The 26,906-nt window shown below is 60.7% G+C and carries 24 protein-coding genes; 11 read left to right on the forward strand and 13 right to left on the reverse strand.

Features of this window, described 5'->3' with window-relative positions; all coding sequences use genetic code 11:
- Nucleotides 1–72 precede the first annotated feature (72 nt).
- The 4 genes from C8C89_RS13960 (at nt 73) to C8C89_RS13975 (ending at nt 6,744) form a co-directional block, all read left to right on the forward strand.
- Nucleotides 73–1,317, forward strand: coding sequence for an efflux RND transporter periplasmic adaptor subunit (locus tag C8C89_RS13960; RefSeq protein ID WP_133990448.1), 1,245 nt, complete (start codon nt 73–75; stop codon nt 1,315–1,317).
- A 2-nt stretch (nt 1,318–1,319) separates the two neighbouring features.
- Entirely contained in the window at nt 1,320–4,520 is a 3,201-nt protein-coding gene (locus tag C8C89_RS13965; protein ID WP_133990450.1) for an efflux RND transporter permease subunit, read from the forward strand.
- Between the two features lie 44 nt (nt 4,521–4,564).
- Complete coding sequence (locus C8C89_RS13970; protein WP_133993378.1) at nt 4,565–6,010, forward strand: efflux transporter outer membrane subunit; 1,446 nt, start codon at nt 4,565–4,567, stop codon at nt 6,008–6,010.
- Between the two features lie 215 nt (nt 6,011–6,225).
- Nucleotides 6,226–6,744, forward strand: a complete 519-nt coding sequence (locus C8C89_RS13975) for a fasciclin domain-containing protein (RefSeq protein ID WP_101484613.1) — start codon at nt 6,226–6,228, stop codon at nt 6,742–6,744.
- Nucleotides 6,745–6,811: 67 nt separating this feature from the next.
- Here the strand turns inward: C8C89_RS13975 and C8C89_RS13980 are convergent, their stop codons facing one another.
- The 6 genes from C8C89_RS13980 to C8C89_RS14005 all read right to left on the reverse strand — a co-directional run bounded on the left by C8C89_RS13980 (nt 6,812) and on the right by C8C89_RS14005 (nt 10,078).
- Nucleotides 6,812–7,075 (reverse strand): hypothetical protein, encoded by a 264-nt coding sequence (locus C8C89_RS13980; RefSeq protein ID WP_101481858.1) that lies wholly within the window; start codon nt 7,073–7,075, stop codon nt 6,812–6,814.
- A gap of 43 nt (nt 7,076–7,118) precedes the next feature.
- On the reverse strand, nt 7,119–7,469 hold the full coding sequence (locus C8C89_RS13985) for a hypothetical protein (protein ID WP_101481857.1): 351 nt from the start codon (nt 7,467–7,469) through the stop codon (nt 7,119–7,121).
- A 115-nt stretch (nt 7,470–7,584) separates the two neighbouring features.
- A complete protein-coding gene (locus C8C89_RS13990) occupies nt 7,585–8,607 on the reverse strand; it encodes a serine hydrolase (protein ID WP_208327701.1) in 1,023 nt (340 codons plus the stop codon).
- A gap of 212 nt (nt 8,608–8,819) precedes the next feature.
- Nucleotides 8,820–9,152, reverse strand: coding sequence for a hypothetical protein (locus C8C89_RS13995; protein ID WP_133990452.1), 333 nt, complete (start codon nt 9,150–9,152; stop codon nt 8,820–8,822).
- Nucleotides 9,153–9,193: 41 nt separating this feature from the next.
- Nucleotides 9,194–9,544, reverse strand: a complete 351-nt coding sequence (locus C8C89_RS14000; RefSeq protein ID WP_133990454.1) for a hypothetical protein — start codon at nt 9,542–9,544, stop codon at nt 9,194–9,196.
- 222 nt (nt 9,545–9,766) lie between these two features.
- Nucleotides 9,767–10,078: a hypothetical protein gene (locus C8C89_RS14005; protein ID WP_101481853.1), complete on the reverse strand. Its 312-nt coding sequence runs from the start codon at nt 10,076–10,078 to the stop codon at nt 9,767–9,769.
- 232 nt (nt 10,079–10,310) lie between these two features.
- Between C8C89_RS14005 and ligD the strand changes: the two genes are divergently transcribed.
- Nucleotides 10,311–12,809 carry a DNA ligase D gene (ligD, locus tag C8C89_RS14010; RefSeq protein WP_133990456.1) on the forward strand — a complete coding sequence of 833 codons (2,499 nt, stop codon included), beginning with the start codon at nt 10,311–10,313 and terminating at the stop codon, nt 12,807–12,809.
- Here the strand turns inward: ligD and C8C89_RS14015 are convergent.
- The 3 genes from C8C89_RS14015 to C8C89_RS14025 form a co-directional block, all read right to left on the reverse strand.
- Entirely contained in the window at nt 12,793–15,105 is a 2,313-nt protein-coding gene (locus C8C89_RS14015) for a PAS domain S-box protein (RefSeq protein ID WP_133990458.1), read from the reverse strand. The two genes, ligD and C8C89_RS14015, sit on opposite strands and share 17 nt — an antisense overlap.
- Before the next feature lie 122 nt (nt 15,106–15,227).
- A complete protein-coding gene (locus tag C8C89_RS14020; RefSeq protein ID WP_101481851.1) occupies nt 15,228–16,103 on the reverse strand; it encodes a Ku protein in 876 nt (291 codons plus the stop codon).
- 3 nt (nt 16,104–16,106) lie between these two features.
- Complete coding sequence (locus tag C8C89_RS14025; RefSeq protein ID WP_101481850.1) at nt 16,107–17,084, reverse strand: SDR family oxidoreductase; 978 nt, start codon at nt 17,082–17,084, stop codon at nt 16,107–16,109.
- Between the two features lie 127 nt (nt 17,085–17,211).
- Here C8C89_RS14025 and C8C89_RS14030 point away from each other — a divergent pair, with 127 nt between their 5' ends.
- The 6 genes from C8C89_RS14030 (at nt 17,212) to C8C89_RS26980 (ending at nt 20,701) form a co-directional block, all read left to right on the forward strand.
- Nucleotides 17,212–17,781 carry a TetR/AcrR family transcriptional regulator gene (locus C8C89_RS14030; protein ID WP_133990460.1) on the forward strand — a complete coding sequence of 190 codons (570 nt, stop codon included), beginning with the start codon at nt 17,212–17,214 and terminating at the stop codon, nt 17,779–17,781.
- A 77-nt stretch (nt 17,782–17,858) separates the two neighbouring features.
- Nucleotides 17,859–19,499, forward strand: a complete 1,641-nt coding sequence (gene sulP, locus C8C89_RS14035) for a sulfate permease (protein WP_133990462.1) — start codon at nt 17,859–17,861, stop codon at nt 19,497–19,499.
- The gene (locus tag C8C89_RS14040) at nt 19,496–19,885 is read left to right on the forward strand and encodes an Imm1 family immunity protein (RefSeq protein WP_133990464.1); all 390 of its coding nucleotides are present in this window, start codon (nt 19,496–19,498) and stop codon (nt 19,883–19,885) included. The genes sulP and C8C89_RS14040 overlap by 4 nt, the downstream gene beginning before the upstream one ends.
- A 1-nt stretch (nt 19,886) precedes the next feature.
- Nucleotides 19,887–20,168 carry a hypothetical protein gene (locus C8C89_RS14045; protein ID WP_133990466.1) on the forward strand — a complete coding sequence of 94 codons (282 nt, stop codon included), beginning with the start codon at nt 19,887–19,889 and terminating at the stop codon, nt 20,166–20,168.
- Nucleotides 20,158–20,535: a DUF2750 domain-containing protein gene (locus C8C89_RS14050; RefSeq protein WP_133990468.1), complete on the forward strand. Its 378-nt coding sequence runs from the start codon at nt 20,158–20,160 to the stop codon at nt 20,533–20,535. The genes C8C89_RS14045 and C8C89_RS14050 overlap by 11 nt, the downstream gene beginning before the upstream one ends.
- Complete coding sequence (locus C8C89_RS26980; RefSeq protein WP_166674735.1) at nt 20,528–20,701, forward strand: hypothetical protein; 174 nt, start codon at nt 20,528–20,530, stop codon at nt 20,699–20,701. Before C8C89_RS14050 ends, C8C89_RS26980 begins: the two co-directional genes overlap by 8 nt.
- Before the next feature lie 4 nt (nt 20,702–20,705).
- Here C8C89_RS26980 and C8C89_RS14055 read toward each other — a convergent pair whose 3' ends face one another.
- The 4 genes from C8C89_RS14055 to C8C89_RS14070 all read right to left on the reverse strand — a co-directional run bounded on the left by C8C89_RS14055 (nt 20,706) and on the right by C8C89_RS14070 (nt 26,906).
- Entirely contained in the window at nt 20,706–21,185 is a 480-nt protein-coding gene (locus C8C89_RS14055; protein ID WP_133990470.1) for a GNAT family N-acetyltransferase, read from the reverse strand.
- 77 nt (nt 21,186–21,262) lie between these two features.
- Nucleotides 21,263–22,381 carry a T6SS immunity protein Tli4 family protein gene (locus tag C8C89_RS27340; protein ID WP_243858016.1) on the reverse strand — a complete coding sequence of 373 codons (1,119 nt, stop codon included), beginning with the start codon at nt 22,379–22,381 and terminating at the stop codon, nt 21,263–21,265.
- Nucleotides 22,382–22,383: 2 nt separating this feature from the next.
- Nucleotides 22,384–24,312, reverse strand: coding sequence for a hypothetical protein (locus C8C89_RS14065; protein ID WP_133990472.1), 1,929 nt, complete (start codon nt 24,310–24,312; stop codon nt 22,384–22,386).
- Entirely contained in the window at nt 24,309–26,906 is a 2,598-nt protein-coding gene (locus C8C89_RS14070) for a type VI secretion system Vgr family protein (RefSeq protein WP_133990474.1), read from the reverse strand. The genes C8C89_RS14065 and C8C89_RS14070 overlap by 4 nt, the downstream gene beginning before the upstream one ends.

The raw sequence follows: 26,906 nt of genomic DNA on the forward strand, positions 1-26,906 counted from the left end.
AGTTTCCACTTTTAGCTGGGTTGCTTTCTGTCGCCCATACCATTAGAAATTTTCATAAAACAGGGAAATAAAATGAAAAACGTTCAACAATTTTCCACTCTGCTGAAGCCCCTGGCTGCCTCGCTCGCGCTGGCAGGACTGGTGGCCGTGAGCCTGGCCGGTTGCGATACGGCCAATAGCAAGGTGCCCGACGCGCCAGCGGCCGGCGGCCCGCCCATCTCGGCCGCCGCCGTCATCGAAAAACAGATCACGGAAACACAGGAATTCTCGGGCCGCCTGGAAGCGATCGAGCGCGTGGAAATCCGCTCGCGCGTCGGCGGCTTCATCACCGCCGTCAACTTCAAGCCGGGCAGCGAAGTGAAAAAGGGCGATGTGCTGTTCGTCATCGATCCACGCCCCTTCCAGGCCGAAGTGTCGCGCGCCGAAGGTACGGCCGCCTCGGCCCGTGCCAAGGCGGAACTGGCCAAGCTGGAACTGTCGCGTGCTGAAAAGCTGCTGGCTGAAAAAGCCATCGCCCAGCGCGAATTCGATGAAAAGGCCTCGGGCCTGAAAGAGCTGGACGCTAACGCCCGCTCGGCGCAAGCCGCGTATGAAGCGGCCAAACTGAACCTGTCTTACACGCAGGTGCAGGCGCCGATCAGCGGCCGTGCCAGCAAGGCGGAAATCACGGTCGGCAACCTGATCGACGCTTCCGCCATTTTGACCTCCGTGGTATCGACGGACCGCATCTACGCCAGCTTCGACGGCGATGAAGATACGTATCTGCGCGTGGCCGGCACGGCGCAAAAGGGCACGCCCGTCACCGTCAAGGTGGGCCTGGCCAATGAAACGGGCTTCCCGCATGAAGGCAAGCTGGAATTCGTCGACAACCAGCTCGACCCGGCCACAGGCAGCGTGCGCATGCGCGCCACCTTCGCCAACGCAGAGCGCCAGCTGGTGCCCGGCCTGTTCGCGCGCATCCAGCTCGACGGCGGCAATGGCCCTCAGGCGCAAAGCACGGCGCTCTTGATCTCCGACCGCGCCGTCGGCACGGACCAGAGCCGCAAATACGTCTACGTGGTAGGCGCAGACAACAAGGCCGAATACCGTGCCGTCAAGCTGGGTCCGAACTCGGACGGCTTGCGCGTCGTGCGCGAAGGCTTGAAAGCGGGCGAAAAGATCGTCGTCAACGGCTTGCAGCGGGTACGCCCCGGCGCGCCCGTGACGCCGCAGATGGTGGCCATGGATTTTGACCCGACCGCGCCTGTCGCCCCCGCAAAACCTGAAGCAAAAGACGCCAAGATCGCCGCGAAAGCAGCATCGACTTCCAAGGAATAAACATGAATTTTTCCCGCTTTTTCATCGACAAGCCGATTTTCGCGGCGGTGCTGTCGATTGTCATATTCGTGGCCGGGCTGCTGTCGATATTCGGCCTGCCCATCTCCGAATATCCCGACGTCGTGCCGCCATCGGTGGTGGTGCGCGCGCAGTACCCGGGCGCCAACCCGAAAGTGATCGCCGAAACCGTGGCCGCGCCGCTCGAAGAACAGATCAACGGCGTCGAGAACATGCTCTATATGTCCTCGCAAAACACGTCCGATGGTTCGATGATGCTGACCGTGACCTTCAAGATCGGTACCAACGTCGAGCAGGCCGAGACGCAGGTGCAGAACCGCGTGCAGCGCGCCTTGCCGCGCCTGCCCGAGGAAGTGCGCCAGATCGGCGTGACGACCGTCAAGTCCTCGCCCAACCTGACCATGGTGGTGCATCTGGTCTCGCCGAACAAGCGCTATGACGACATGTATCTGCGTAACTATGCGGTGCTGAACGTCAAGGACCAGCTGGCCCGTCTGCCCGGCATGGGCGACATCCAGATCTTCGGCGCGGGCGATTACGCCATGCGTATCTGGCTCGACCCGCAAAAGGTAGCGGCGCGCGGCATGACGGCCAATGACGTCGTCGACGCCATCCGCGAGCAGAACGTGCAGGTGGCCGCCGGCGTGATCGGCGCCTCGCCAGCGAAGAACTCGGACTTCCAGCTGACCGTCAATACCCAGGGCCGTCTGCAGACGCCCGAGGAATTTGGCGCCATCATCGTGCGCACCAATGCCGACGGCGCCGTGACGCACCTGAAGGACGTGGCGCGCGTGGAAATGGGCGCCAACAGCTACTCGTTGCGTTCGCTGCTGAACAATAATCCTGCCGTCGGCATGGGTATTTTCGAGGCGCCGAATGCCAACGCGCTGCAACTGTCTTCCGACGTGCGCGCCAAGATGGACGAGCTGAAAAAAGACTTTCCGCAGGGCGTGGAATACCGCATCGAGTACGACCCCACGCAGTTCGTGCGCTCGTCCATCGAAGCCGTGATCCATACCCTGCTCGAGGCGATCGCCCTGGTGGTGCTGGTGGTGATCATCTTCCTGCAAACCTGGCGCGCGTCCATCATTCCGCTGCTGGCTGTTCCTGTCTCCATCGTTGGTACCTTTGCCGTGATGCTGGGCTTTGGCTTCTCGATCAACACGCTGTCGCTGTTCGGCCTCGTGCTGGCCATCGGTATCGTCGTCGATGACGCCATCGTGGTGGTGGAAAACGTCGAGCGCAACATTGAGGAAGGCTTGTCGCCGCGCGACGCCACCATCCAGGCCATGAAAGAGGTCAGTGGTCCCATCGTCGCCATCGCCCTGGTGCTGTGCGCCGTGTTCGTGCCGATCGCCTTCGTGCCTGGTTTGTCGGGCGAGTTCTATCGCCAGTTCGCGCTGACCATCGCCATTTCGACCGTGATCTCCGCTTTCAGCTCGCTGACCCTGGCGCCAGCCCTGTCGGCCGCGCTGCTGAAACCGCACGATGCGCCGAAAGACGCGTTGACGCGCGGAATGGACATGATCTTCGGCCGCTTCTTCGCCTGGTTCAACCGCTTCTTCGGCCGCGCTTCTCACCGCTATGAAGCGGGGGTGAAGGGCGTCCTGGGCCGCAAGAGCGCCTCGCTGGGCGTGTATGCACTGCTGGTCGTCGCCGCCATTTTCACCTTCAAGTCCGTGCCGGCCGGCTTCGTGCCAGCGCAGGACAAGCAATACCTGGTGGGTTTTGCGCAATTGCCTGACGCCGCTTCGCTGGACCGCACGGAAGATGTCGTGCGCCGTATGTCCGACGTCATCAAGTCGGTGCCTGGCGTCGAGTCGACCATCGCCTTCCCCGGCCTGTCGATCAACGACTTTACCAATGCGCCGAACGCCGGCATCGTCTTCGCCACGCTGAAGCCGTTCGACGAGCGCACCACCAAGGAATTGTCGGGCGGTGCCATCGCGGCCGAGATCAACAAACGCCTGGGCGGCATCCAGGACGCCTTCATCATGGTCTTCCCGCCACCGCCGGTCAACGGCCTGGGCACCATCGGCGGCTTCAAGATGATGATCGAAGATCGCGGCAACCTCGGTTACGACGCGCTGTACAACGCCACCCAGGCGCTGGCCGCGAAAGCGTACCAGACGCCGGAACTGGCGGGCGTGTTCTCGGGCTACCAGATCAACGTGCCGCAGCTGTTCGCCGACGTCGACCGCGTGAAGGCCAAGCAGATGGGCGTGCAGCTGCAAACGATTTACCAGACCTTGCAGATCAACCTCGGTTCGCTGTACGTGAATGACTTCAACCAGTTTGGCCGCACTTACCAGGTGCGCGTGCAAGCCGATGCCGAGTTCCGCTCGCATGCGCAGGATATCGCGCAGCTGAAAGTCCGCAATAACAAGGGCGAAATGATCCCGTTGTCGTCGTTGATGCGCGTCAAGGATAGCTATGGTCCGGACCGCGTGCAGCGCTACAACGCCTACGCCGCAGCCGATTTCAACGGCGGCGCAGCCCCTGGCGTATCGAGCGGCCAGGCGCAAGTCGCGCTGGAACGCATCGCCAAGGAAGTGCTGCCGCAGGGGATTTCGTATGAATGGACGGAGCTGACCTATCAGGACATCTTGTCCGGCAATACGATGATCTATGTGTTCCCGCTGTGCGTGCTGCTGGTGTTCCTGGTGCTCGCTGCCCAGTACGAAAGCTGGACCCTGCCGCTGGCCGTGATCCTGATCGTGCCGATGTCGATCCTGTGCGCCTTGCTGGGCGTCAAATTGACCGGTGGCGACAACAATGTGTTCACCCAGATCGCGCTGTTCGTGCTGGTGGGACTGGCGTCGAAGAATGCGATTCTGATCGTGGAATTTGCCCGCGAACTGGAAGAACATGGCCGCACCGTCGTGCAAGCGGCGCTGGAAGCGTGCCGTTTGCGTCTGCGTCCGATTTTGATGACGTCGATCGCCTTCATCATGGGCGTGGTGCCCCTCGTGTTCTCGCACGGTGCCGGTTCGGAAATGCGCCATGCCATGGGCGTGGCGGTGTTCGCCGGCATGCTGGGCGTGACCTTCTTCGGCCTGTTCCTGACGCCCGTGTTCTATGTACTGCTGCGCACCCTGGCGCAGCGTTTTGAGAAAAAACCAGCCGCCGCTGCCGCCAAGCCTGTCGCCGCGCCAGCGCTGGACCTGGAAGGAGATATATATTGAAAACCAAGGAAATCGTCGGGCGCGTCAAGCCCGTGCTGACCGCCATGGCCGCCGCCGTGCTGCTGGCCGCCTGCGCGGCGCCGGAGTTCAAGCAGCCGCAGATCGAGACGCCGACGGCGTTCAAGGAAGCGCAAACCTTGCCGGCCGTGCAGACAGCAGCCGATGGCACGCGCTGGAAGCAGGGCGTGCCTGCCGAGCGCCAGGCGCGCGGCGAATGGTGGCTGGCCTTCAATGATCCGGCGTTGACCAGCCTGATCAACGAAGCCACGCAAGCCAACGCCAATCTGGCGGTGGCCGCGGCCCGCGTCAAGCAGGCGAGGGCCATTGCCGGCATCGCAGAAGCGGACCGCATTCCGCAAGTGGGCGTCAACGTGGGCGGCCAGCGCAACCGCGCTTCGGCCGTGTCGCTCGGCTTGCCGAACGGCGCACCGGTGGCGGCGACCAACGTCTACCAGGCCAACCTGACGGCCAGCTACGAAGTCGATTTGTTCGGCAGGGTGGCATCGAATGTCAGCGCCTCGCGCAGCGATGCGCTGGCCGTGGAAGCGACCTACCGTTCGGTGCTGCTGTCCTTGCAGGCGGACGTGGCGCAAACCTACTTCCAGCTGCGCGCCACGGATGCCGAACTGGCGACCCTGGAACAGACGGTGCGCCTGCGCGAGGAAAGCGTGCATGTGAACCAGCGCCGCTATGACCTGGGCGACATCGGCGAATTCGATCTGTCCCGTGCCCGCACGGAGCTGTCGACGACGCGCGCCGAAGCCATCGGTCTGCAGCGCCAGCGCGCCACCAGCGAACATGCGCTGGCCGTCCTGCTGGGCAAGCCGGCCGCCAGCTTCACGGCGACCGTCAACCCGCTGCAGGACAGCGGCTTCCTGCCCGTGATCCCGGCCGGCATGCCATCGTCCCTGCTGGAGCGCCGTCCCGACATCGCGTCGGCGCAGCGCACCATGGAAGCGTCGAATGCGCGCATCGGCGTGGCGAAGTCTGCCATGTTCCCGGCCCTGACCCTGAACGCTTCCGGCGGCGGTGCGTCCGACACCTTCTCGGACATCTTCAAGTGGAGCAGCCGCTCTTGGCTGCTGGGCGCCCTGATGTCGATGCCCATCATCGACGGCGGACGTAATAAAGCTGCCGTGAGCCGCAGCGAAGCGCAGCTGGAAGAGTCGGTGGCGACGTATCGCCAGAGCGTGCTGGTGGCCTTCGCCGAGGTGGAAGACAACCTGGCCGGCCTGCGCATCCTGTCGGGCCAGACGCAGCAGATCGACGAAGCCGTCGTCTCGGCGCGCCGTTCGGCCGACCTGGCGCAAAAGCTGTACGACGCGGGTCGTTCCAGCTACCTCGATCTGCTCGACGCACAGCGCAACCTGGCGACCATCGAGCGCAACGCCGTCCAATTGCGCGGAAACCGCGCCGTCACCACGGTGGCGCTGATCCGCGCCCTGGGCGGCGGCTGGGGCGAGGCGGAGCCGCAGGTCGCGGCCAACTAGTTTCCCGGCACCGCGGGCTGGAGTGTCCTGCCCGCGGCAAGGGATGCATATCGGGAACGGCGTCGTGCGTTTGCACGGCGCCGTTTTTTTGTTTGCAGTCAGTTGAATCCGTTTGCGCAAAGGGCGCGTAAATACTCCTGCAATCACGCAAACGCAGTCATCCAGGAGATATCACCATGCGCACCTTCGTTCCCGCAGCACTGTTCATCACTTCCATGCTGGCCGCCAGCGCCCCCTTTGCCGCCGACATGACGACCATGGTGGGTGGTCAGAGCATGTATCCGTCCAAGGACATCGTCGATAACGCTGTCAATTCGGCTGACCACACGACCCTGGTGGCTGCCGTCAAGGCTGCCGGCCTGGTCGATACCTTGAAAGGCAAGGGGCCATTTACCGTGTTCGCGCCGACGAATGCGGCCTTCGGCAAGCTGCCCGCCGGCACTGTCGAGACCCTGGTCAAACCCGAAAACAAGGCGACGCTGAGCAAAATCCTCACCTACCACGTGGTGCCCGGCAAATATGACTTCAAGGCGCTGGCCAAGGAAATCAAGATGCACGACGGCAAAGCGATCCTGCCCACGGCCAGCGGGGGCAAGCTGATGTTCGCCATGAACGGCATGCACAACATCGTCGTAATGGATGAGGGCGGCAATAGCGCCAACATCAGTACCTACGATGTGTATCAATCGAATGGCGTGATCAATGTCATCGACACGGTGCTGATGCCGAAATAAACAGACGAAAAATCGGACGAAAAAAAAGACAGGGAAAACCCTGTCTTTTTGCTTGGTGCCGCTGCGATTACTTGGCTGGCGCTGCTGCCGGTGCGGAAGCTGCCGCTGCGGCCGGAGCTGCTGGCGTTGCCGCTGCGGCTTTTTTCGCCTTGTGATGCTTGGCTTTCTTGTGCGCCGCTGGCTTGACTGCGGCTGCCGGCGCTTCTGCCTTGGCGACAGGGGCGACGACAGGAACCGGTGCCACGGGAGCGACTGGCGCGACGGCTGGCGTCTGGGCGAAAGCGGCGGTGGCGAACAGGCTGGCGATCAGGGTGGCGATAACTTTTTTCATGATGAGATCCTTGGTATGGTGTGGTCAGTATAGTGTGTCGGAATTACTTGGCTGGTGCCGGTGCTGGTGCAGCGGCGGTGGCCGATGCCAGCTTTTCGTCAGCTTTGGCCTTGGTTTTCTTGGCGGTGTGGTGCGCCTTGGCCTTGGTAGCTGCAGCGTCGGTTTTCGCGCTGGCTACTTCCGTTTTCGCGGCAACGACTGCTTTCGCTTCTTTCGCATCGGCTTTGACGACCGTTTTGGCTTCTTTGGCGTCCGCTTTCACGACGGCCTTGGTGTGTGCCGCTTCCACTTTCGCGGGAACCGAGGCTGCCGGGGTGGCAGGAGCTGCAGGCGTTTGAGCAAAGGCAGCAGTAGCGAACAGGCCGGCGATCAGGGTGGCGATTACGTTTTTCATGGTGCAGTCCTCAGTGGTGGTTTGTCTGGTGTGTCTGTTGGTGCCGGGATGATTCCCGTGTCACTGAGCATAAAACGCGCCCCCGAACGCTTGCGTTGACGGTCATTACAAACGCTTACATCTGCGTTGCATCCGCCTTCAGGATGGCCTTCAGGATGTCTTCCGAACGGCGCTGTCCATAGCCCTTTCCATACGCGCTCGATGCGATGCTCACCACCATGCGGCGCGCGGGGATCACATAGATCTTGTTGCCGCCATTGCCCGAGGCGAAATGCACGGCGATCTTCTTGTCCCCGATGTCCTGCGTTTTCGCGTACCAGAAATAGCCGTAGCTGTCGGCGTAGCGGTCCACGGCGCCGATGGATGCACGCGGCGCCAGCGCGGCTTGCAGCCAAGCGGCGTCGATGACCGGTCGGCCATCGACCGTGCCCTTGTCCAGCACCATCTGGCCAATCTTCGCCGTGTCGCGTGCGCGCAGCGACAGATTGCCCTGTCCTTTCGGGTGGTTGGCGACGTCGCGGCCCCAGCTCCAGCGGGTGATGCCCAGCGGCGCGAACAGGACCTTGGCGGCATAGTCTTCCAGGTCGGCGCCGCTGGCGCTTTCCACCACGCGCCCGGCGATATACGAACCCAGCGAGTTGTAGCGGTAGATGCTGCCCGGTGCCGCGGCGGCCGGCACGCCGCGCACAAAGGCGTCGGGGTCGGACGCCTCATCGAGCTTGTCTTCATTGCCCGGCGAGTGATCGTCTTCGTCAAAGGCGGCCAGGCCCGAACGCATGGTGAGCAAGTCGTCGAGGATGATTTTGCCTGCGGGGCTGCCTGCCACTGCCGGCCAGTAGTCGCCCGCCGTTTTTGTTGTCGCCAGCTGGCCACGCTCCACGGCCGCGCCCACCAGCAGCGCGGTGATGCTTTTGCCGGCCGAGCGGATGTCGTGCAGGGTGTCGGCCGTCTCGCCGTTGTAATAGCGCTCGGCCACGATGGCGCCGTCGCGCAGCACGACGACGGCGCGCAGGTCGCCATGGCTGTCGCCGTCCTGGGCTTGCAGGACTTGCGCGATGGTGGCGGAGGCGCTGTCCTGCGCCAGGGCGGCGCAGGACATGAGGAGAGTAGCGAGGAATGACAGGGGCAGGCGGCGCATGGACAGCTTTCGTGGCGATGGACGGAGTGCCAGTGTCGCTCATGTGCAGCGCTTTGTCGCGCGCAAGCTGACCTGTTCGATGAAGTTCGCATGAAGGCGCGGCGGAGACTGCGCCATGCAAAAGGGACAGCCGAAGCTGTCCCTGGTATTGCAGGCGAACTGGCCACGCTAGCGCAGACCCGGCGGACGCGCTCCCGTGGCTGTGTTCGCGTTTACTTCGCTGGTGCTGGCGTTGCCGGAACGGTTTCTGCCGCTTTCGCTGCATCCGCTTTCATCTTGGCTTTGCTTGCCTTGTGATGGGCCTTGGCCTTGGTGGCTTTGGCATCGGCCTTGGCGCTGGCGACATCGGCTTTTGCATCGGCGGCGACGACCGCTTCTTTGGCATCTGCTTTCACGACAGCCTTGGTCTCCTTGGCTTCTGCCTTGGCCACGGCTTTCGTGTGGGCCGCTTCCGCCTTGGCGGGCGCTGCCGGGGCGGCAGGGGTTTGGGCGAAGGCTGCGGTAGCGAACAGGCTGGCGACGAGGGTGGCGATAACTTTTTTCATTTTGTTTTCCTGGCGAGTGGTGAGCGATGGTGTGTCGATGATTACTTGGCTGCTGCTGGTGCTGCTTCAGCGGTGGCCGAAGCTATTTTTGCGTCGGCCTTGGCCTTGGTGTGCTTGGCCTTGTGATGGGCCTTTGCCTTGGTGGCAGTTGCTTCGGTTTTGGCGCTTGCCACTTCCGTTTTCGCGGCGACGACGGCTTTCGCTTCCTTGGCATCCGCTTTCACAACGGCTTGCGCTTCCTTGGCGTCGGCTTTCACGACAGCCTTGGTATGGGCCGCTTCCACTTTGGCGGGAACCGAGGCTGCTGGCGCTGCGGGTGTTTGAGCAAAGGCAGCGGTAGCGAACAGGCCGGCGATCAGGGTAGCGCTCAGGTTGAAAATGCGTTTTTTCATGGTGCAGTCCTCAGTGGTGGTTTGTCTGGTATGTCTGTTGGTGCCGGGATGATTCCCGTGTCACTGAGCATAAAACGCGCCCCGCAAGCTTGCCGTTGACCTTGTTTACACTTTCTTACAATCAGCTGCTTTATCGGCTGTTGCTGAATGATGGCGGCATGAAAACGAAAAAAGACAGCCGAAGCTGTCTTTTTATGTGGCGCGAAAAACGCGCGGAACTGATTACTTGGCTGCTGCTGCGGTTGCCTCAGTTTTGGCTTCGTCAGCCTTGGCCTTGGCTTTTTTCGCTTTTTTATGGGCTTTGGCCTTGGTGGCGCTGGCATCGGCCTTGGCGCTGGCGACATCGGCTTTTGCATCAGCTGCGACGGCGGCTTCCTTGGCATCGGCTTTCACGACAGCCTTGGTTTCTTTCGCTTCTGCTTTAGCCACTTCCTTGGTGTGCTTGGCTTCTGCCTTGGCAGGCACTGCTGGCGTTTGAGCGAAGGCTGCGGTAGCGAACAAGCCGGCGATCAGAGTTGCGATTACTTTTTTCATGGTGCAGTTCCTCGAGAAGTGGGTTGTCGTTCAGGAGATGCATTTCCCCTGTCACTGAGCCAAAAACGCGCCGTGCGGCAATTGCGTTGACACGCCATTACAAATACTTACACTTGCCGTGTGACTGCCTTGCCGCATGGCCTGCCGCGTCGACGCACTCTGTTAGCTGGCGTACCGCGCCACAGCCTTCGGCAGCCTAGACTCGATGCCATCGTCACCGCATGGGTCCGCCATGAAAGCCGCCTTGAAAACCTATCAAGCCAAGCGCAATTTCGCCGCCACGCCGGAGCCGGCAGGTGGCGGCGAGGATGCGAATGAGGTGCTCACCTTCGTGATCCAGAAGCACTGGGCCAGCCGTTTGCACTATGACTTTCGCCTGGAGTTCGATGGCACGCTGAAAAGCTGGGCCGTACCGAAAGGGCCCAGCTACGACCCGCGCGACAAGCGCATGGCGGTGCAGGTGGAAGACCATCCCCTGGCCTACGCCGGTTTTGAAGGCACGATCCCCGAAAAACAGTATGGCGCGGGCAAGGTCATCATATGGGACCACGGGACATGGCAAGCGCAGTCTGCGACGCCGGACGCGCGCGCGGCTCTGGCGGCCGGCGAGCTGAAATTCACCTTGCATGGCCATAAGATGCAGGGGAACTGGGTGCTGGTGCGCATGAAAGGCGGGGGAGACAAGCGCAGCGAAAAGCAGCCTGCCTGGCTGCTGATCAAGGAAAAAGACGCGTTTGCCCGGCCGGCAGTGGAATTTTCCGTCGTGGACGAATTCCCCGACAGCGTCAAGAACAAGGCCATGCCCAGGCGTAAGAAGAGCGTGGAGCAGGCTGCAGCGCCAGCCGCCAGGCTGCCCGCCACCCTGTCGCCCCAGTTGGCCACCCTGGTTGACGCTCCGCCGCCAGACCCGCAGGAATGGTTGTTCGAGGTGAAATTCGACGGCTACCGCCTGCTCGCGCGTAGCGATGGTGATCATGTTGTTTTAATCACGCGCAATGGCAATGACTGGACGGCCAAATTGCCGACGCTGCGGCAGGCGTTGGAAAAGATGGGTTTGCCGCCAGGCTGGTACGACGGTGAGATCGTCGTCAACGACGCCAGCGGGCATCCGGATTTCGGTGCCTTGCAGCGCGCGTTCGATGCGCGAACGAGCAGCGACATTGTGTATTACCTGTTCGACGTGGCGTATTTCGATGGTCACGATTTGCGGAGCCAGCCCGTCGAGGCGCGCAGGGCACTGCTGCAGGGGTTGCTGGAAAAATTGCCCGTCTCGCCCCTGGTGCGTTTCAGTGTGGCGCTCGATGCTGCGCCGCAGCAACTGCTGGACCAGGCTTGCCGCCTGGGGCTGGAAGGGTTGATCGGCAAGCGGCGCGGTTCGCCCTACGTCACGCGGCGCTCCGGCGACTGGATCAAGCTCAAATGCGGGTTGCGCCAGGAATTCGTCATCGGTGGCTATACGGCGCCGCAGGGCGGGCGCGTAGGGATCGGTTCACTGCTGCTGGGCGTGCATGATGTGCACGGGGATTTGCGCTACGCAGGCAATGTGGGCAGCGGCTTTGACGATGCCGTCTTGCGCGACTTGCGGCGCCGCCTGGAAGCGCTGGCTATCGGGACGAGTCCGTTTGCTGGCAAGGCGGGCGGCGTGCGCCAGCCCATCTGGGTCAAGCCGCAGCTGGTGGCCGAAGTGAGTTTTGCGCAATGGACCAGTGGCGGTGCCGTGCGCCATGGCGTGTTCCACGGCTTGCGCGGAGATAAAAATCCGGCCGCCATCGTGCGCGAGCGGGCGCAGGCTATCGACAGGGAGAAGGCCATGCAGAAGCAATCCACGCCCGACAGCGTCTTGCCGGCCAGTTTCAAGGTCAGCCATGCGGACAGGGTGATCGACACGGACAGCGGCGCGCGCAAGATCGACCTGGTGCGCTACTACGCGCTGGTGGGCAAGCTGATGCTCGTGCATCTGCGGGGCCGGCCCGTGTCGCTGGTGCGCGCGCCGGCCGGCGTGGGCGGCGAACTGTTTTTCCAGAAGCACGCGGATACCGCGACAATGCCGGGTATCAGACAGCTCGATCCCGGCCTGGACCCGCAGCATGCCCCCATGCTGGAAGTGGCCAGCGTACAGGGCTTGTTGTCGGCGGCGCAGTGGAATGTGGTGGAATTTCACACGCAAAACGCGCTCGCCAGCGCCTACGACATGCCGAACCGCCTGGTGTTCGACCTGGACCCGGGCAAGGGCGTGGCCTGGCCAGCCATCCGCGAAGCGGCGGTGCTGCTGCGCGCCTTCCTGACGGAGCTGGGGCTGCCCGCCTGGTTGAAAACCAGCGGCGGCAAGGGCTTGCATGTGGTCGTGCCGATCCGCCCGAAATACGACTGGGACACGGTAAAGGCGTTTTCGCAAGCCATCGTGGCGCACCTGGCGCAGCATATACCGGCGCGTTTTGTCGTCAAGAGCGGTCCCGCCAACCGCGTCGGCAAGATCTTCATCGATTATTTGCGCAATGGCCGGGGCGCCACCACCGTATGCGCGTGGTCGGCCCGCACGCGCTCAGGGCTGGGCATTTCCGTGCCGCTGGCCTGGGATGAGCTCGACAAGTTGAAGGCGGGCGATCAATGGACGGTGAGCAATGTCCACAGCCGCCTCGACGTGGGCAATACGCCCTGGGCTGGCTATGCGCGCAGCGCGAAGGGCATCGATGCGGCCATGAAAAAGCTAGGTTTCAGTCCGCCGGCTTGAATGGCAGGGCGGCGCGCGCCAGTTGCAGGGCTTCGTCGATGGCAGCGTTGAGCTGGGGGATCTCGACGGGTTTGGTCAGGTAGCGGAAAAAGCCCGCGGCCAGGCCGTGCCGGATGTCGCCTTTCATGGCATTGGCCGTCAGCGCGATGACGGGGACGTGCGCCGTGCGCGGATCGTTGCGCAGGATGCGCTGCGCCTGGTTGCCATTCATGCCGGGCAGGTTGATATCCATCAAGATCACATCAGGGCGGCGCTCCAGCGCCAGCGCGATGCCTTGGCGCGCGTCGGTGGCCGAGATCATGCGCAGATGGGGCAGGAAGCTGACAATGTCTTCCACCAGCCGCAGGCTGGCCGGATTGTCTTCCACGTACAGCAGCAGGGCCTGGCCGCCGGCATCGGTCGCGGCGTCGCCAGCAGGCTCGGCCAGCCCCTCCGTGGCCAGTGACATCCTTTCGGGCGGCGCGGCCATGGTGTCGAGTTCTATCCAGAACACGCTGCCCACGCCGACGCAGCTGTGCACGCCCATGGTGCCGCCCATCAGTTCGACCAGGCGCTTGGTGACGACCAGGCCGATGCCCGTGCCTTCCTCGCTGCCCGCTTCCTGCCCCAGGCGGTTAAACGGCTGGAACAGTTCTTCCATCTGCGCCTCGTCCAGGCCCTTGCCCGTGTCGCGGATGGCGATGCGCACGCGCTGCACATCGGGCTGCGAAATTTCCAGCACTACCTTGCCGGAGGGACGGTTGTATTTGATGGCGTTCGACAGCAGGTTCAGCAGCACCTGCTTGAGGCGCGTATGGTCGGCCCTGACGGTCAGCTGCTCGCAGTCCGAAAAGGCCATCTCGAGCTGGCGCTGCTGCGCCTGTTCTTCCATCATCACGCGCACTTCCTCGATCAGCGCGGGCAGCGCCACCGGCTCGATCGACAGGCTCAGGCTGCCTGACTCGATCTTCGCCAGGTCGAGGATTTCATTGATCAGGGTAAGGAGGTGGCGGCCCGAGGTGACGATGTTTTGCACGAAGGCGCGCTTTTGCAGCACGGTCGCGGGCAGCGATTCGTTGGCCAGCAGCTGGGCAAAGCCGAGGATGGCATTCAGCGGTGTGCGCAATTCGTGCGACATGCTGGTGAGAAAGCGGTCCTTCGCCTGGCTGGCCCGTTCCAGTTCGATTTTCTGCTCATTGAGCGTGTGTTCGATGCGCTTGCGCTCGGTGATGTCGCGGATGGCTGACGAAACCAGCACGCCTTCGTCCGTTTCCAGCGGCGACAGGCTGATTTCGACGGGAAATTCGGTGCCGTCGCGGCGCAAGCCATACAGTTCCAGGCCTGCGCCCATGGAGCGGGCGCGCGGCGCCGTGGAAAAGGCTTGCCGGTGTTGCGGATGATCATGCGCGTAGCGGGCCGGGATCAGCACTTCCACATTGCGTCCCAGCAGCTCCGCGCGGGAATAGCCGAACAGGCGTTCCGTTTGCGAGTTGACGAGCACAATCTCGCCATTGCCGTTGACGATGACGATGGCGTCCGGCGCCGATTCGAGCAAGCCGCGGAACTTCTGCTCGGCCCGGCGCCGGTCGCTGACATCGCGGATGGCGCTGATGACGAAGGTGCCGATCTCCGTCTGGATGGGAGAGAGGCTGATTTCGACGGGGAACTCGACATTGTCCTTGCGCAAGCCCAGCAATTCCAGGTCGGCGCCCATGGTGCGCGTACGGGGCTGGTCAAAGTAGCGCACGCGGTGTCCCACATGCGCGTGGCGCAGGCGTTGCGGCAACAGGGTATCGATTTGCCGGCCGCTCAATTCGCCCTCCGCATAGCCGAACAGGCGCTGCGCCTGCTCGTTGGCCAGCACGATGGCGCCCGTGGCATTGACCATGATGACGCTGTCCGGCGTCGATTCGAACAGCACCCGGTAGCGCACATCGACAAACTGGGCGTCGCGCGCCGCCTTCAGCAAGGTCGTGTCCTTCATGGTGGAAATCAGGTAGCAGGGGGAGTCGGGCGTGGCGCGTGCGGCCTGGCAGGCCACATCGACGTAGATGAGTTCGCCATCCTTGCGTCGCCGCAGCGATTCGCGGTCATAGCAGCCATGCAGCGCCAGTTGCTCGTTGATGAGCGGGGCCGCTTCCGCCTGACCCGGCAGCGAGACCAGTTCCCACAGTGTGCGGCCCAGCGCTTCGTCGATGGCATAGCCAAAAATGCGCTGCGCCCCGGCGGTCCACCGCACGATGACATGCTCTTCGTTGGTGATGACAACGCCGCCAGGGGCGCCGTTGAGGATAAGCTGATCTAACTCGGCATCCATTGTTCTTCCGCAGGCATGACAGGGCTTGCCGGGCGGCAGGCTGTGTGCATACGCTAGCGAGAAGCTTGATCAAAGTCAATGCATTTATATTATTAAAGAGTCTCCCGGGGGCCATACGTGCTTCAGGCCGCCTTGTGTCTGGCTGGCGGCGGTTTTCGGGAGGTGGAGGAGGCCGTGCGCTTGCGCACTGGCGCGGCGGGCATTTTCTTGCCCAGGCTTTGCTGCAAGAGGGCGACCAGGTCGATCACATTGCCGCTGCGTTCTTCGGCCGCTTCGGGCGCAGGCGGCGTGATGGTCCTGGTCTGTTTCGCCTTGATCTTTTTCTTCACCAGCGCCAGCACGTCTGCGCGATAGCTGTCGTGGTATTGCGCCGCTTGCCACGTGTCGCTCATGCCTTCCACCAGCGACATGGCCATCTTGAGTTCTTTCTCGGATATGCCCGCTGCCTTCAGGGTACTGCCGGGCAAGTCCAGGTCATCCGTAGGGCGCAGTTCATCGGCGTAGCGCAGGGTGTTGAGCACGATGGCGTCGCCGACGCACACAAGCGCGCACAGGTGCTGCTTGGTGCGCATGACCACGCTGGCGATACCCACCTTATTGGCCTTGCGCAAGGTTTCACGCAGCAGCGCATAGACTTTTTCGCCGCCCTTGGCGGGCAGCAGGTAATACGGGTGCTCGTAAAAGGTCAGCGGCACCTCGACCGCATCGACAAAGGTGTCGATGGCGATGGTTTGCGTGGCCTTCACATTCGCCTGCCTTAAATCTTCATCGGACAGCACCACGTATTCATCCTTCTTGTACTCATAGCCCTTGATGATGTCGTCCCACTCGACTTCCTTGCCCGTGCGCTTGTTGTAGCGCTTGTAGCCGATGGGCGCGAAGTCGCGCCGATCCAGCATGGATAAATCCAGTTCGTGCTCGAGGCTGGCTGAAATCAGCTCGACCGGGATGTGCACGAGGCCGAAGCTGATGGCGCCTTTCCACAGTGCGCGCGCCATCGCTTATTCTCCCGCGCTGCCGGTGACGGGCAGCACGATGCCCGTGATGTAGCTGGAACAGGCGGGCGAAGCCAGGAAGACGTAGGCGGGTGATAATTCCTCCGGCTGGGCCGGCCGGCGCATGTCCGTGTCCGCGCCGAATTTCTGGATGTCCTCCGGCGTCTTGTCGGCTGGGTTAAGCGGCGTCCAGACGGGGCCCGGTGCGATGGCGTTGACGCGGATGCCCTTGTCGAGCAAGTTGCCGGCCAGCGCCATGGTGAAGGCATGGATGGCGCCCTTGGTGGTGGAATAGTCGAGCAAGTGCTTCGACCCTCGCAAACCCGTCACGGACCCCGTGTTGATGATGGCAGCGCCGCGCTGCAAATGGGGCAGCACGGCCTTGGCCATGTGAAAGTACCCGTACACATTGGTTTTCATGGTGAGGTCGAAGCGTTCCTCGCTCAAGTCCAGCAGCGATTCGGCATGTTCCTGGAAGGCCGCGTTGTTGACCAGCACGTCGATGTGTGTGAACCGTTCCATCACCTGGCTGACGGCTTGCTGGCAAAAGCCCTGTTCGCGCACATCGCCGGGGATCAGGAGGCAGCTTTGGCCTTCCGCTTCCACATAGCGGCGCGTCTCGTTGGCGTCCGCGTGTTCGTTCAGGTAAATGATGGCGACATCGGCCCCTTCGCGCGCGTACAGCACGGCCACGGCGCGGCCGATGCCCGAATCGCCGCCCGTGATGATGGCCACCATGCCGGCCAGCTTGCCGCTGCCACAGTAGTCGGGTGCCAGGAAGCGGGGTTTCAACTGCATCTGCGCTTCGATGCCGGGCTTGGCCAGGTGCTGGGCGGGCAGGGGAGGGACTGGCTGGCTACGGCTGCCTGTCTGCACGGGGGACTTGCTTTTTTGCTCGGTGGGCTTGGCTGCATCGCGGCCATCCTGCTCCTGCTGTATGCGGCGCTGCAAGTTACCGGCGGACTGGTCCTTGTTCTCGTTCATGCTGGCCTCCGTGGAAACGAAGATTCAGTATCGGCGCGGCGCCAGCATCCGACGGTGCGCTTGCTAACAGAGTGGCGCAAACGGGTGTAAAATTATATGATGATTGACATCATAGTGGGAGGCCAGCATGAAAGTGAGCAGGGAACAGGCGGCATTGAACCGCGAGCGCATCGTGGACGTGGCGGCCAGATTGTTCCGCGAAAAGGGTTACGACGGCATCGGCGTGGCTGACCTGATGAAGAACGCTGGCCTCACGCATGGCGGCTTCTACGGTCATTTCGCGTCCAAGGAAGACTTGATGATCGAGGCGTGCCAGCATGCCTTGAATAAATCGCTGGAAGGCTGGCGTGGGAAGGTTGCCAGCGACCCGCAGCGGGCGCTGCCGGCCATTATCGAGAACTATCTGACCACCAGGCACCGAGACCAGCCGGGCAGCGGTTGCCCGGCGGCGGCCATGGGCGTCGATGCGGCACGCATGTCGCCTGGCGCGCGTCCTGCGTTTACGCAAGCCACGCAGCAGCAGTTCGCGCTGCTGCAGGATTTGCTGCCCGATAGTGCGCCGGAAGAGCGGCGCCAGCAGGCGATCGCCACGTTTGCCGCCATGGTGGGCGCCATGGTGCTGGCCCGTTCCGTCGATGACGAGGCCCTGTCGGCGGAAATCCTCGATGCCGTGAAGGCGCAATTGCTGCCCGACTGAGCACAGCAGCCAAGTACCCCCTGTCAGCCGGCCTCGTCGCATGATAGGCTTCGGTTTTCAGATTTTGGGATTTCATCATGCTGCTCTGGCTCAGGCAATACCGGCGTCCTCTGTTGGCCGGGGACATCACTGCCGGTATCGTTGTCGCCATGATGATGGTGCCGCAAGGCATGGCCTACGCGCTGGTGGCCGGTTTGCCGCCCGTGGTGGGCATCTATGCCAGCATCCTGCCGCCCGTGCTGTACGCCTTGTTCGGCAGCAGCATGACGCAATCGGTAGGCCCCATGGCCATCGTCTCGCTGATGACGGCGGCCGCCCTGGCGCCGCTGGCCGACCCCGGCTCCTCCTTATATATCGTCCTGGCCGCCCAGCTGGCTTTCATCAGCGGCCTGGTCCTGCTGCTGTGCGGCGTGCTGCGCCTGGGCTTCATGGCCAGCTTTTTGTCGCGCCCCGTGATTAGCGGGTTCAGCAATGGCGCCGCCATCCTGATCATCTGGGGCCAGATCACGCCCTTGCTGGGCGCCAGCATTCCCCACTGGCATGCGCCCAGCCTCGTGCTGGGGCTGTCCGGCCTGTTGTTCCTGTGGCTGGCCAAGCGCTACGCGTCGCGCCTGATGCGGCGTTGCGGCTTGAACAAGGTGGCGGCCGACGTGGGCGCGCGCCTGGCGCCGATGGCGCTGGTGCTGGCCGGCATCGCGCTCGTCGCCTATGGCGGCCTGGAAGCGATGGGCGTGCAGACGACGGGCCACGTGCCCAGCGGCTTGCCGGGCCTGAACCTGGCCACCTCCAGCGCTCATTGGCGCACCTTGCTGTCGCCGGCGCTGCTGATCGCCTTCATCATCTTTTTGATGAGCATGTCCGCCGCCCAGACGCTGGCGCAAAAGCGCGGTGAAAAACTGCACACGAACCGAGAACTGCTGGGTCTGGGCGCCGCCAACGTGGCCAGCGCGCTGTCGGGCGGCTTCCCCGTCACCGGTTCCATCTCGCGCTCGGCCGTCAATTTCCAGGCGGGCGCGAATACGCCGCTGGCCAGCATCATCACTGCGGGCTTGCTGGCGCTGGCGCTGGTGGCGCCCACGGGCTGGCTGGCCCTGTTGCCGCTGCCGGTCTTGGCGGCCACCATCATCTTTGCCGTGGCCAGCCTGCTGGACTGGGACACCTTGAAATTGTCATGGCGCTACGACCGCAGCGATGCGCTGGCCCTGCTGGCAACGACGGCCGGCGTGCTGGTGCTGGGCGTGGAGGCGGGCGTGGTGATCGGCGTGCTGCTGTCGATGGGCACCCTGATCTGGCGCGCGAGCCGTCCGCACATCGCCGTGCTGGGGCGTATTCCGAATAGCGAGCACTTCCGCAACGTGGAGCGCTACGAGGCCCAGACCCTGCCGGACGTGTTGCTGCTGCGTATTGATGCCGGCCTGTTCTTCGGCAATGTGGAAGCCGTCACGGAGCGCGTCGAGGACGAATTGCGTGGCCATCCGACGGCGCGCCACCTGGTGCTGGTCTTGTCGGCCGTCAACCAGATCGACAGCACGGCCTTGCTGGGCTTGATCGAGCTCAACGGCGCGCTGATCAAGCGCGGCATCAGCCTGAACCTGGCCGAGGTGAAAGGGCCCGTGATGGACCGCCTGCGCCAGAGCAGCCTGCTGCAAGACCTGAGCGGCAAGCTGTACCTGAGCACGGCGCTGGCGACAAACGATCTGAGCGGGAGCAAAACATGATGATGGAATTGAATTTGCATGGCGAGCCGCGTGTGCTCGACAGCGTGCAGGCGCTGGAACAGGCACTGCAGGAAGCGCGTGCGCTGGCGCAATGCGAATTGTGGCTGACCAGGGCCACGGAGGCGGAACAGGGCCCGGCCCTGTGCATGCTGCGCAATGGCGGCAATGCCTGGCTGATGTATCTGTCGGGGCAGGACGACTTGAGTTTTCATACACTGGGTGACGAGGAGGCAGAGGGCACCTGCAGCTATCTGCTGTCCAACGGCCAGGTGGACGAGTATCCGGAAGCCTGGTGCGTGGAGGTGGAACATTGCCAGCGTGCCTTTGTCGCGTTTTTCAGGACAGGTGGCGCGCGACCGGCCGCCATCGCATGGGAGGCGGATTGAGATGGCGCACACCACGCAAACCATCATCGCCGACATCGACCGGGACTTGTTCGCCGCGCTGGACGCCAGGGCAGGTCTGCTCACGCTGCGCGCCATCTTGCTGCGCTATAAGGCCAGCGGCGTGACGGCTGCGCAAGTGGCCGCCTTGCTGCACGAACTGCGCCCCGCCACGCAGGAGGGGCCGCTGGAAGACGTGATACTGGACGCCCTCGACATGGTGACGGGCTGGTGCGCGCCGCACTTACGGGTTTGGGACGGGGTAGGGGAAAACCGTGCATCCTGAAAAGTTCAAGCAGGTGGCGGGGCTGCCGTCCGCCGAACGCCATGCCTACTTTGTGCGCAAAGTGGCCGATACGCAAGAAGTGTGGGGCTTATACCACGACGGCTGGGCCACGGCGCAAGTCGACGGCAAGATCGCCATCCCGTTCTGGCCGGAAGCGGTATTCGCGCAAGCGTGCGCCAGCGGCGACTGGGAGTATTTCCAGCCGCGCACCATCGCCCTTGACGATTTTTTGAACAAGTGGCTGCCTGGCATGGCGAGCAATCACCAGCTGGCTTCCGTGTTTCCCGTGCCGCAGGGCAGCGCCAGCATCGCGGCGCCTGCTGATCTGCTTGCCGACCTGCGAGAGGAAGCCAGACACTATGAATAATCAGGAAGAACGCCTCGACGCCTGGTACGACGGCTCGGCCATCTGCCTGATCGCCGTCGGCGCGCAGGGCGACCCGCTGGACCTGGGCGACGACGAAGTGCGCGCCCTGATCGCGAAACTGCAGCACTGCCTGGCCGAGTCTGAAGCTGCTGCGACAGGCGATTGACGGCTCAGGCGGCCGCCAGCGCCTTTTCCATCGCCACGCTGGCGAGGCTGATGCCGCTGGGATGCGCATACGCTTCCTCGCGCAAGGCAACAAAGCCGGCGGCAGCGTAAAACGGCACGGCATTGAGCGACGCGGACAGGTGCAGGCGGACTATGCCGCGCTGGCGCGCCAGCAGCTCCAGCGCCGCCAGCAGCCGCTTGCCGATGCCCAGGCCCGCGCACGCGGGGTCGACAAACACGGCATCGACTTCCTGCTTATTTGCGTCCAGCATGGCGTAGCCGGTGATGGCATTATCCTGCATCGCCACGATGCCGCCACCTGCGGCCAGCATGGCGGCATACGCAGGCGGCACGGTCGAAGCCGTCCATACAGCAATTTGCTCCGGCGCATAATGCGTGGCACAACTGACGCGCACTGCCACCGTGCGCAAGGCCCACAGGGCAACTATATCGTCGGGCAGGGCAGGGCGCAGGGTGATGGGCATGGAAGCTCCGGGAAAAAGGCCATGCTAGCGTAATCGCCAGGATCACGCCAGCAAGAGTGCCTGCCATGTTTGTCCAGTCAACGCTGCGCTGGCTTGTCCGGATCGAAATAGTACGAACCCGGCGGCGCACCCGGCACTTTCACCCGGAACTTCAGGCCGGACAGCAGCTTGTCCCACAAGGCAATCGCCTCCTCGTCGGTCAGCGACGCGGCTTCGGCGGCACCGACCATGTTGTGGGCGACTTTGGTGTACATCTTGACTTCCAGCACAGACGGATTTGCGATGTCTTTCGGTTTGCCCACCAATGCCCATTCAAAATCATGTACGCCATCGGTACGTCGTATCAGCGACTCTTCGCCTTTCCAGTGTTGAACTGTGCGCTTGCCTTCGCGCAGCAGAGTGCGCTTGGGGTAGTTGTTGCCTTGAATTTTTTTTGCGTCTTGTATGCGATGGAGTAGCGATAGTTCTCCGCGCAATCTTGACTCAAATTCTGCCGGTGGGTAGTCACCGTATGCATCTTTATTTGAGCTGATGGAGAAAGTAACATCTGGCAAGCTGGGTAAATAAATACCTACGTCGTCTATTTCTTGATATTTATACTGATTTTCGCTCATGAATCCGTGTTCTACGCAAATGCCTGGCATGGTTGGCACCTCTTCAGTAGCGCGCAAGCGGAGACTTTTTGCTTGAATGAGCTGTCTTTCTGCAGTTGCTCTTTCGGTGTCGCCATTACCTACAGCATCGCCTATGGCAAATATGAAATCCCCTTTGTTGATTAACGTCCGGTAAATTATAAAATTGGCTTCTTTGGCTGAGCTGCTATTGTAGTATCGAAGTTGCCAGCTGTTTTCTATTGGACCATTGTCATTGTAAATAATTTCAGGTGAGATGTTCAAGGATTGAATCTTTTTTAAATCAATTTCTGCCTGGCGTTTTAAATTATCCGGGCCTCCTTTAAATAAATCCACTGCCGAATTTCCGACTATTAATTCTGCTTCGTTCGGTAGATTTAACAGGTATCTGCCGAAGCATATATTTTTTGTCCTCTGGAATAATGTTTCTATTTTTCTTCTTTGAATGCTGTTTTCGTTCATTTCTTTTGCCTCATGTATTTTTTGCGGCTCAATCTCATTTGCCTTTGTTTGGATCGATAGAATAGAAATGATGAATATAAGGACTTTTTTATAATTTGGCATACTCATTCCCATTTGGCTGTTTTTGCAATTTGCACAATTGAATAAAGCATAGATGCTAGAACATGTGGATGAGTATAGCTATTTTGATGTTCATATCCAGTTCCAGCTTTCTCTCCATGGACAAATTTTTTTCCAGGTATGTGTTTTGCTGAACGATCCGATGGGACGGTTTCATCGCCAGCGGAATTTGCTGGTTGTAATTTTAGCTTCAAAACACGTGTTCCCGCCTGTATAGTAAGGTTGCCTTTTGCATCATCAGTCAGTAGCCTCCATTTATTTGGTGGGGGCGTTGTATTTTCCTGGTTGGCTGATTTTTTTATTTCAAGACCTTCAATGACTTTGAACGTTATTTCTCCATAGCTTAGGAACTCTTTTGATGCGCAATAGCTTGCATATGTATTTGGATGAAAAATTTTCTCTATTTCCTTTAATAAGGCAGAGGCATCTTTCAATCGTTGCATGACATTGTCGATGCCTCCTCCTTTGTTAAGTGGAATATTTGCCGGGTTCACCCACGAAGGATTTATTAGCCTCCACCAAGCATTTGCAGGTTGCAGGTAAATGCCCTCCAGCGCACTCTCCTTATCTCGTGGCCAACTCCAAAGCAACTTATCACTTGCGTCAACAACTTTGAGCCACTCTTGACCATATGCCATGCCGGGCATCATCTCTAGAGGAGCTGGCGTATTTGCGAGAATTGCTGTGGCATGTTCGCCGTCAATGGCAAGAACTTGGGCTGCGAGAGTATTTAATGGGCCACTCTTTTCCTGAAAACCGAAACGCATGCGTTTATATGCACTGGCGGCGCCTAAGGTAGGCATCACGTTATGATATATTCCAAGTATTTTTATATCCTTGTCATTAAGCATATTTCCATATCTAGGGTGCATCAAGGATCTGGCGAGCAAACCTCCCATACTATGCGTGACGAGAATGACCTCGCCGCATTTGAAGCCGCATTTCTGATATCCTTTTACTATGCCGCGTATGCGTTCGGCAATAACAGTGGAAGAAATGGCATTGCTCTGTAGGAAGTTGTATCCCAACGCATGAACCGGATACCAACATGGAGCAATCTTTAGCATGTCAGAATTGTTAATTGGTACTCCGGAAGAACCGCCAAATTCTTTTGGATCTTTTATCAGAAGCTTGGCAATAGGTGGGTAGGCTTGTTGGCCAAATGAATATCTACCAGTTTGTTGATCGGAAGGATCAATTTTCCAATGAGGTAAAACTTGTCCTTTTCTTGTTATATTATTCATGAAAAATTCTGTCTTTTGAAGCATTTCTCCATAGGCTCCGGCGAAAAGAACTTCACTCCATCCGCGCCACCGTGCAATATGTGCTGGCGTTTCACGTACCTCGCGGGGAATAAATCTTCCCATTACTCCAGGTTTCTGAATAGAATCTACTTGTGCATTCTTTTTAGTGCTAACAGAAATCAATGGTGGAACTCCAAGGAAATCGTCAGGAACATTATTGTGGCGTACGTCGGATCCTTTGGTGATATCACCACCTGGAAAGAAGCGTTCATTTTCAATTGAATATTGATAGTACTCAACTTCAGTTTCATTCGGATCAAAAGCCAATTGTCGATCTCTGGGGGACGCACTCCTGAACCAACCACCTAGACCGCTACCGGTTGCAACCGCCAAATTTCCAGATTTGTCTACCATGTCATCAGGCCTCCATGATCTGTTATCTGGTCGCTTCAGATCATCTTGACGTTTTTTTGTCATTCTTAAGTTACTACCCATAACACCCGGTAGAAATATGATTGGTATTATTTTCCTGGGCGGAATAGTTACGTCATGACGAATCGTATCTATTATTTCAGTCATATTGACGGTGTATTCAGCCCATCCGCCAACACTCTGCCGAAACTCGTCTTGGTGATTGCCGTGTTCATTCAGATCCGTATCGTCATTCATGGAAGTTCTCCTTTGTAGCGTATTGTGTAGCTATCCATGCCGTCCCCTTTCTGTACTGGGGTAAGTCCACCACTGCTACTCTTTTCACTGATTCTGTGGCCATCTTCGCGTATTAACTCAAAAGCTATATCGGGAGCGGGTGTGCCATCGACTTGCAGCAGTCGAACGGCCTGATCAAAACGCGCTACTGGCCGTTCATTAAATTCCTGCGACACGCTCTTCGGCGCCAAGGTTTCCAGGTTGCCGTTGAAGAGCACGGGGGATGAGGTGAAGAACTGCACCTTGTCGCTGATTTCCAGCATGTGGTTGGCGCCGTGCAGGCGTATGCCTTTCTTGCCCTTGATGTTGACCCAGTCTGCTTCGCTGATCAGCGACAGCACTTTTTGGGCGAGGATTTCGACCTCGTCGCTGTGCGCCTGGATGGACACCTTGCCGCTGGCGGCGATCAGTTTCATACCGGCCTTGTGCACGAACAGGCTGAAGGTTTTGGCGATGCTGGCAAACATGCTGTCGCCGCTGGCGAGTGAAATATGCTTGCTGCTGCTGAGCGCCACATGCTCGCTGGCGGCCAGGTGGATGGACTGCGCGGTGCTCAGTTCGATGCCGGCCGGGCTGGCCAGCAGCAGATGTGGTTCGGACAGCTCAGGGAAATCGTCGCCGGCACCTTTGATGGCGGCGTTTTGCCGCTGGATGGATACGGCGACGGCGCCCTGTTGTGCGGCGCTGTCTTGCGCACCCGCGTCAACGGCCATGCCGGCCAGTCCCTCTTGCAGTTGGCGTGCCTGCGCCAGGAGGGCTTGTGTTTCGTCGAGCTGTTTGACTGATTCCGTTCCTGTTGATGTTTCGGTGGTGATCAGCATGCCTTTGGCTGCGCGCAGTGCCCCCCAGGCGTTGCTGGCCAATTCAAAGCCAACGCCGCGCGCTTCCTTGCGACCAGCATTGTCGTCGATGCGGGTGATATTGCCCAATGAAAGCCGGCTATCCTGGTGCGCGCTGCGCAGCTGTGCCTGGATCGCGCCCTTGGTGTCGTCGAGCACGAGATGGTTGGCGCTGCGGGCGCCCAGTTCGCGGCTGCGCAAGCCGGACAGGGCGCGTTGCTGTGGCAATTGCCAAGGAGGCGGATTGGCGCTGTTGTAGACCACGCCGATGACGATGGGATGGTCGATATTGCCGTCCTGGAATTGCACGACGACTTCCTGACCCACGCGCGGCAAGGCGATTTGCCCCATTTGCGGGCCCGCCATCGGCATCATGACGCGTATCCATGGCGAGCTGCGCTCATCGAATGTACCCAGGCGGTCCCAGTGAAATTGCAGGCGGATGCGTCCCAGGGCATCGGTATGGATTTCTTCTCCGGCCGGCCCGACCACCAGCGCCGTCTGCACGCCGGCAACGATGCATGGCGCGCTGTTGTAGCCACGGCCCGGCCGCCAGCGGATGTCCCGGCGCACGCACATCATATTGTTGACATAGTGGGAGGGGGCGTTCGGGCCAACCTGATAATTATTGCTGGCGCTATGCAGCACTGACAGGATCAGGTATTCGCGTTCGGCAATACTGTCAGGGCGCTCCTGGCCAGGCTGGTAGCGTTTTTCCTCGGCGCTGAAATGTCCATCGAGCCGGAAACAAAGGCCAGACTGTGCGCCACGGTGATTGCCGGCCGCCTCGAAATACTGGCGCAGATGGTCGCTTTCTTCCATGCGGCGTTGTGCCAGCGATTCCCCAACATCGACATTCTTATAGCCATAGGCGCCCGTGTTTTCGTACAGTTCGTGGGCAAATACATCACCCTGGCGGTTCAGGGAGTAGCCGCTGGCAAGGCGTGGCTGCGGATTTTTATAGTCGAAACTGGCCAAGGTCAGCTGCTCGGAGCCGATCCGGCGCACGGCTTGCCACTGTTGCAGACCATCGTCTTCCATGGAACCCGATTCGCAGTGGAAGCGCATCGCGCCGTCGCCCGATAGCGTGGCGATCATGTCCGCCAGGGTGCTGTTGTCTGCGAGCCAAAGCGTATGGCCGTCGGCGCGGTGCTCATACCAGTAATGCCAGCCCAGCGCTTCCCAGCGCCGGTGCAGGTGGTTGTAGTCGGTTTCATTGTGCTGATTGGCGCAGGTGAGCTGTGGATCGTCGCCCTGAATGCTGGTTTTCCAGTCGCGCTGCTCGTAGTGCGCAAATGTTGTTTCGGTCAACTGCATCACGCTTTTGCCATGAAAGGACACATTGTCCTGACGCAGCCGGGCGAAGGCCAGCCAGGGTTGCAGCACCATGCGGTACCAGGCAAAGCCGCCATCAGCGCGCAGCAGGCAAAACTCGCCCACATAGCCGTTAAAGTGGCGCAGCGTGCCATCGTCGCGCACCATGGAAATGGTTACCATGCGGCCCATCATGGCCTTGAGCGCGATGTGCGCGTCATCGGACAGCAATTCGGCCTCGAAACGGAAGTCGCGCGATACCTCTTCCCTGGCGGTCAGCGAATTGACCAGCAGGATGGTGCCGCCCGGTCCATCTTCATGGGGGAAGTCGATCTTCAGCAGGCGCCGTTCTTGCGCGGCGAGGTCGAAGGCCGACAGTGCCGCCTGGATGCTTGCATGCAT

It is taken from the genome of Janthinobacterium sp. 75 (assembly GCF_004365495.1).
Taxonomy (GTDB): Bacteria; Pseudomonadota; Gammaproteobacteria; order Burkholderiales; family Burkholderiaceae_D; genus Janthinobacterium.

Excerpts from the sequence above, each read along its gene's own strand:
- C8C89_RS13960 (WP_133990448.1), top strand. The coding sequence starts at position 73 with ATGAAAAACGTTCAACAATTTTCCACTCTGCTGAAGCCCCTGGCTGCC.
- C8C89_RS13965 (WP_133990450.1), top strand. The coding sequence starts at position 1,320 with ATGAATTTTTCCCGCTTTTTCATCGACAAGCCGATTTTCGCGGCGGTG.
- C8C89_RS13970 (WP_133993378.1), top strand. The coding sequence starts at position 4,565 with ATGGCCGCCGCCGTGCTGCTGGCCGCCTGCGCGGCGCCGGAGTTCAAG.
- C8C89_RS13975 (WP_101484613.1), top strand. The coding sequence starts at position 6,226 with ATGCTGGCCGCCAGCGCCCCCTTTGCCGCCGACATGACGACCATGGTG.
- C8C89_RS13980 (WP_101481858.1), bottom strand. The coding sequence starts at position 7,075 with ATGAAAAAAGTTATCGCCACCCTGATCGCCAGCCTGTTCGCCACCGCC.
- C8C89_RS13985 (WP_101481857.1), bottom strand. The coding sequence starts at position 7,469 with ATGAAAAACGTAATCGCCACCCTGATCGCCGGCCTGTTCGCTACTGCT.
- C8C89_RS13990 (WP_208327701.1), bottom strand. The coding sequence starts at position 8,607 with ATGCGCCGCCTGCCCCTGTCATTCCTCGCTACTCTCCTCATGTCCTGC.
- C8C89_RS13995 (WP_133990452.1), bottom strand. The coding sequence starts at position 9,152 with ATGAAAAAAGTTATCGCCACCCTCGTCGCCAGCCTGTTCGCTACCGCA.
- C8C89_RS14000 (WP_133990454.1), bottom strand. The coding sequence starts at position 9,544 with ATGAAAAAACGCATTTTCAACCTGAGCGCTACCCTGATCGCCGGCCTG.
- C8C89_RS14005 (WP_101481853.1), bottom strand. The coding sequence starts at position 10,078 with ATGAAAAAAGTAATCGCAACTCTGATCGCCGGCTTGTTCGCTACCGCA.
- ligD (WP_133990456.1), top strand. The coding sequence starts at position 10,311 with ATGAAAGCCGCCTTGAAAACCTATCAAGCCAAGCGCAATTTCGCCGCC.
- C8C89_RS14015 (WP_133990458.1), bottom strand. The coding sequence starts at position 15,105 with ATGGATGCCGAGTTAGATCAGCTTATCCTCAACGGCGCCCCTGGCGGC.
- C8C89_RS14020 (WP_101481851.1), bottom strand. The coding sequence starts at position 16,103 with ATGGCGCGCGCACTGTGGAAAGGCGCCATCAGCTTCGGCCTCGTGCAC.
- C8C89_RS14025 (WP_101481850.1), bottom strand. The coding sequence starts at position 17,084 with ATGAACGAGAACAAGGACCAGTCCGCCGGTAACTTGCAGCGCCGCATA.
- C8C89_RS14030 (WP_133990460.1), top strand. The coding sequence starts at position 17,212 with ATGAAAGTGAGCAGGGAACAGGCGGCATTGAACCGCGAGCGCATCGTG.
- sulP (WP_133990462.1), top strand. The coding sequence starts at position 17,859 with ATGCTGCTCTGGCTCAGGCAATACCGGCGTCCTCTGTTGGCCGGGGAC.
- C8C89_RS14040 (WP_133990464.1), top strand. The coding sequence starts at position 19,496 with ATGATGATGGAATTGAATTTGCATGGCGAGCCGCGTGTGCTCGACAGC.
- C8C89_RS14045 (WP_133990466.1), top strand. The coding sequence starts at position 19,887 with ATGGCGCACACCACGCAAACCATCATCGCCGACATCGACCGGGACTTG.
- C8C89_RS26980 (WP_166674735.1), top strand. The coding sequence starts at position 20,528 with ATGAATAATCAGGAAGAACGCCTCGACGCCTGGTACGACGGCTCGGCC.
- C8C89_RS14055 (WP_133990470.1), bottom strand. The coding sequence starts at position 21,185 with ATGCCCATCACCCTGCGCCCTGCCCTGCCCGACGATATAGTTGCCCTG.
- C8C89_RS27340 (WP_243858016.1), bottom strand. The coding sequence starts at position 22,381 with ATGCCAAATTATAAAAAAGTCCTTATATTCATCATTTCTATTCTATCG.
- C8C89_RS14065 (WP_133990472.1), bottom strand. The coding sequence starts at position 24,312 with ATGAATGACGATACGGATCTGAATGAACACGGCAATCACCAAGACGAG.
- C8C89_RS14070 (WP_133990474.1), bottom strand. The coding sequence starts at position 26,906 with ATGCATGCAAGCATCCAGGCGGCACTGTCGGCCTTCGACCTCGCCGCG.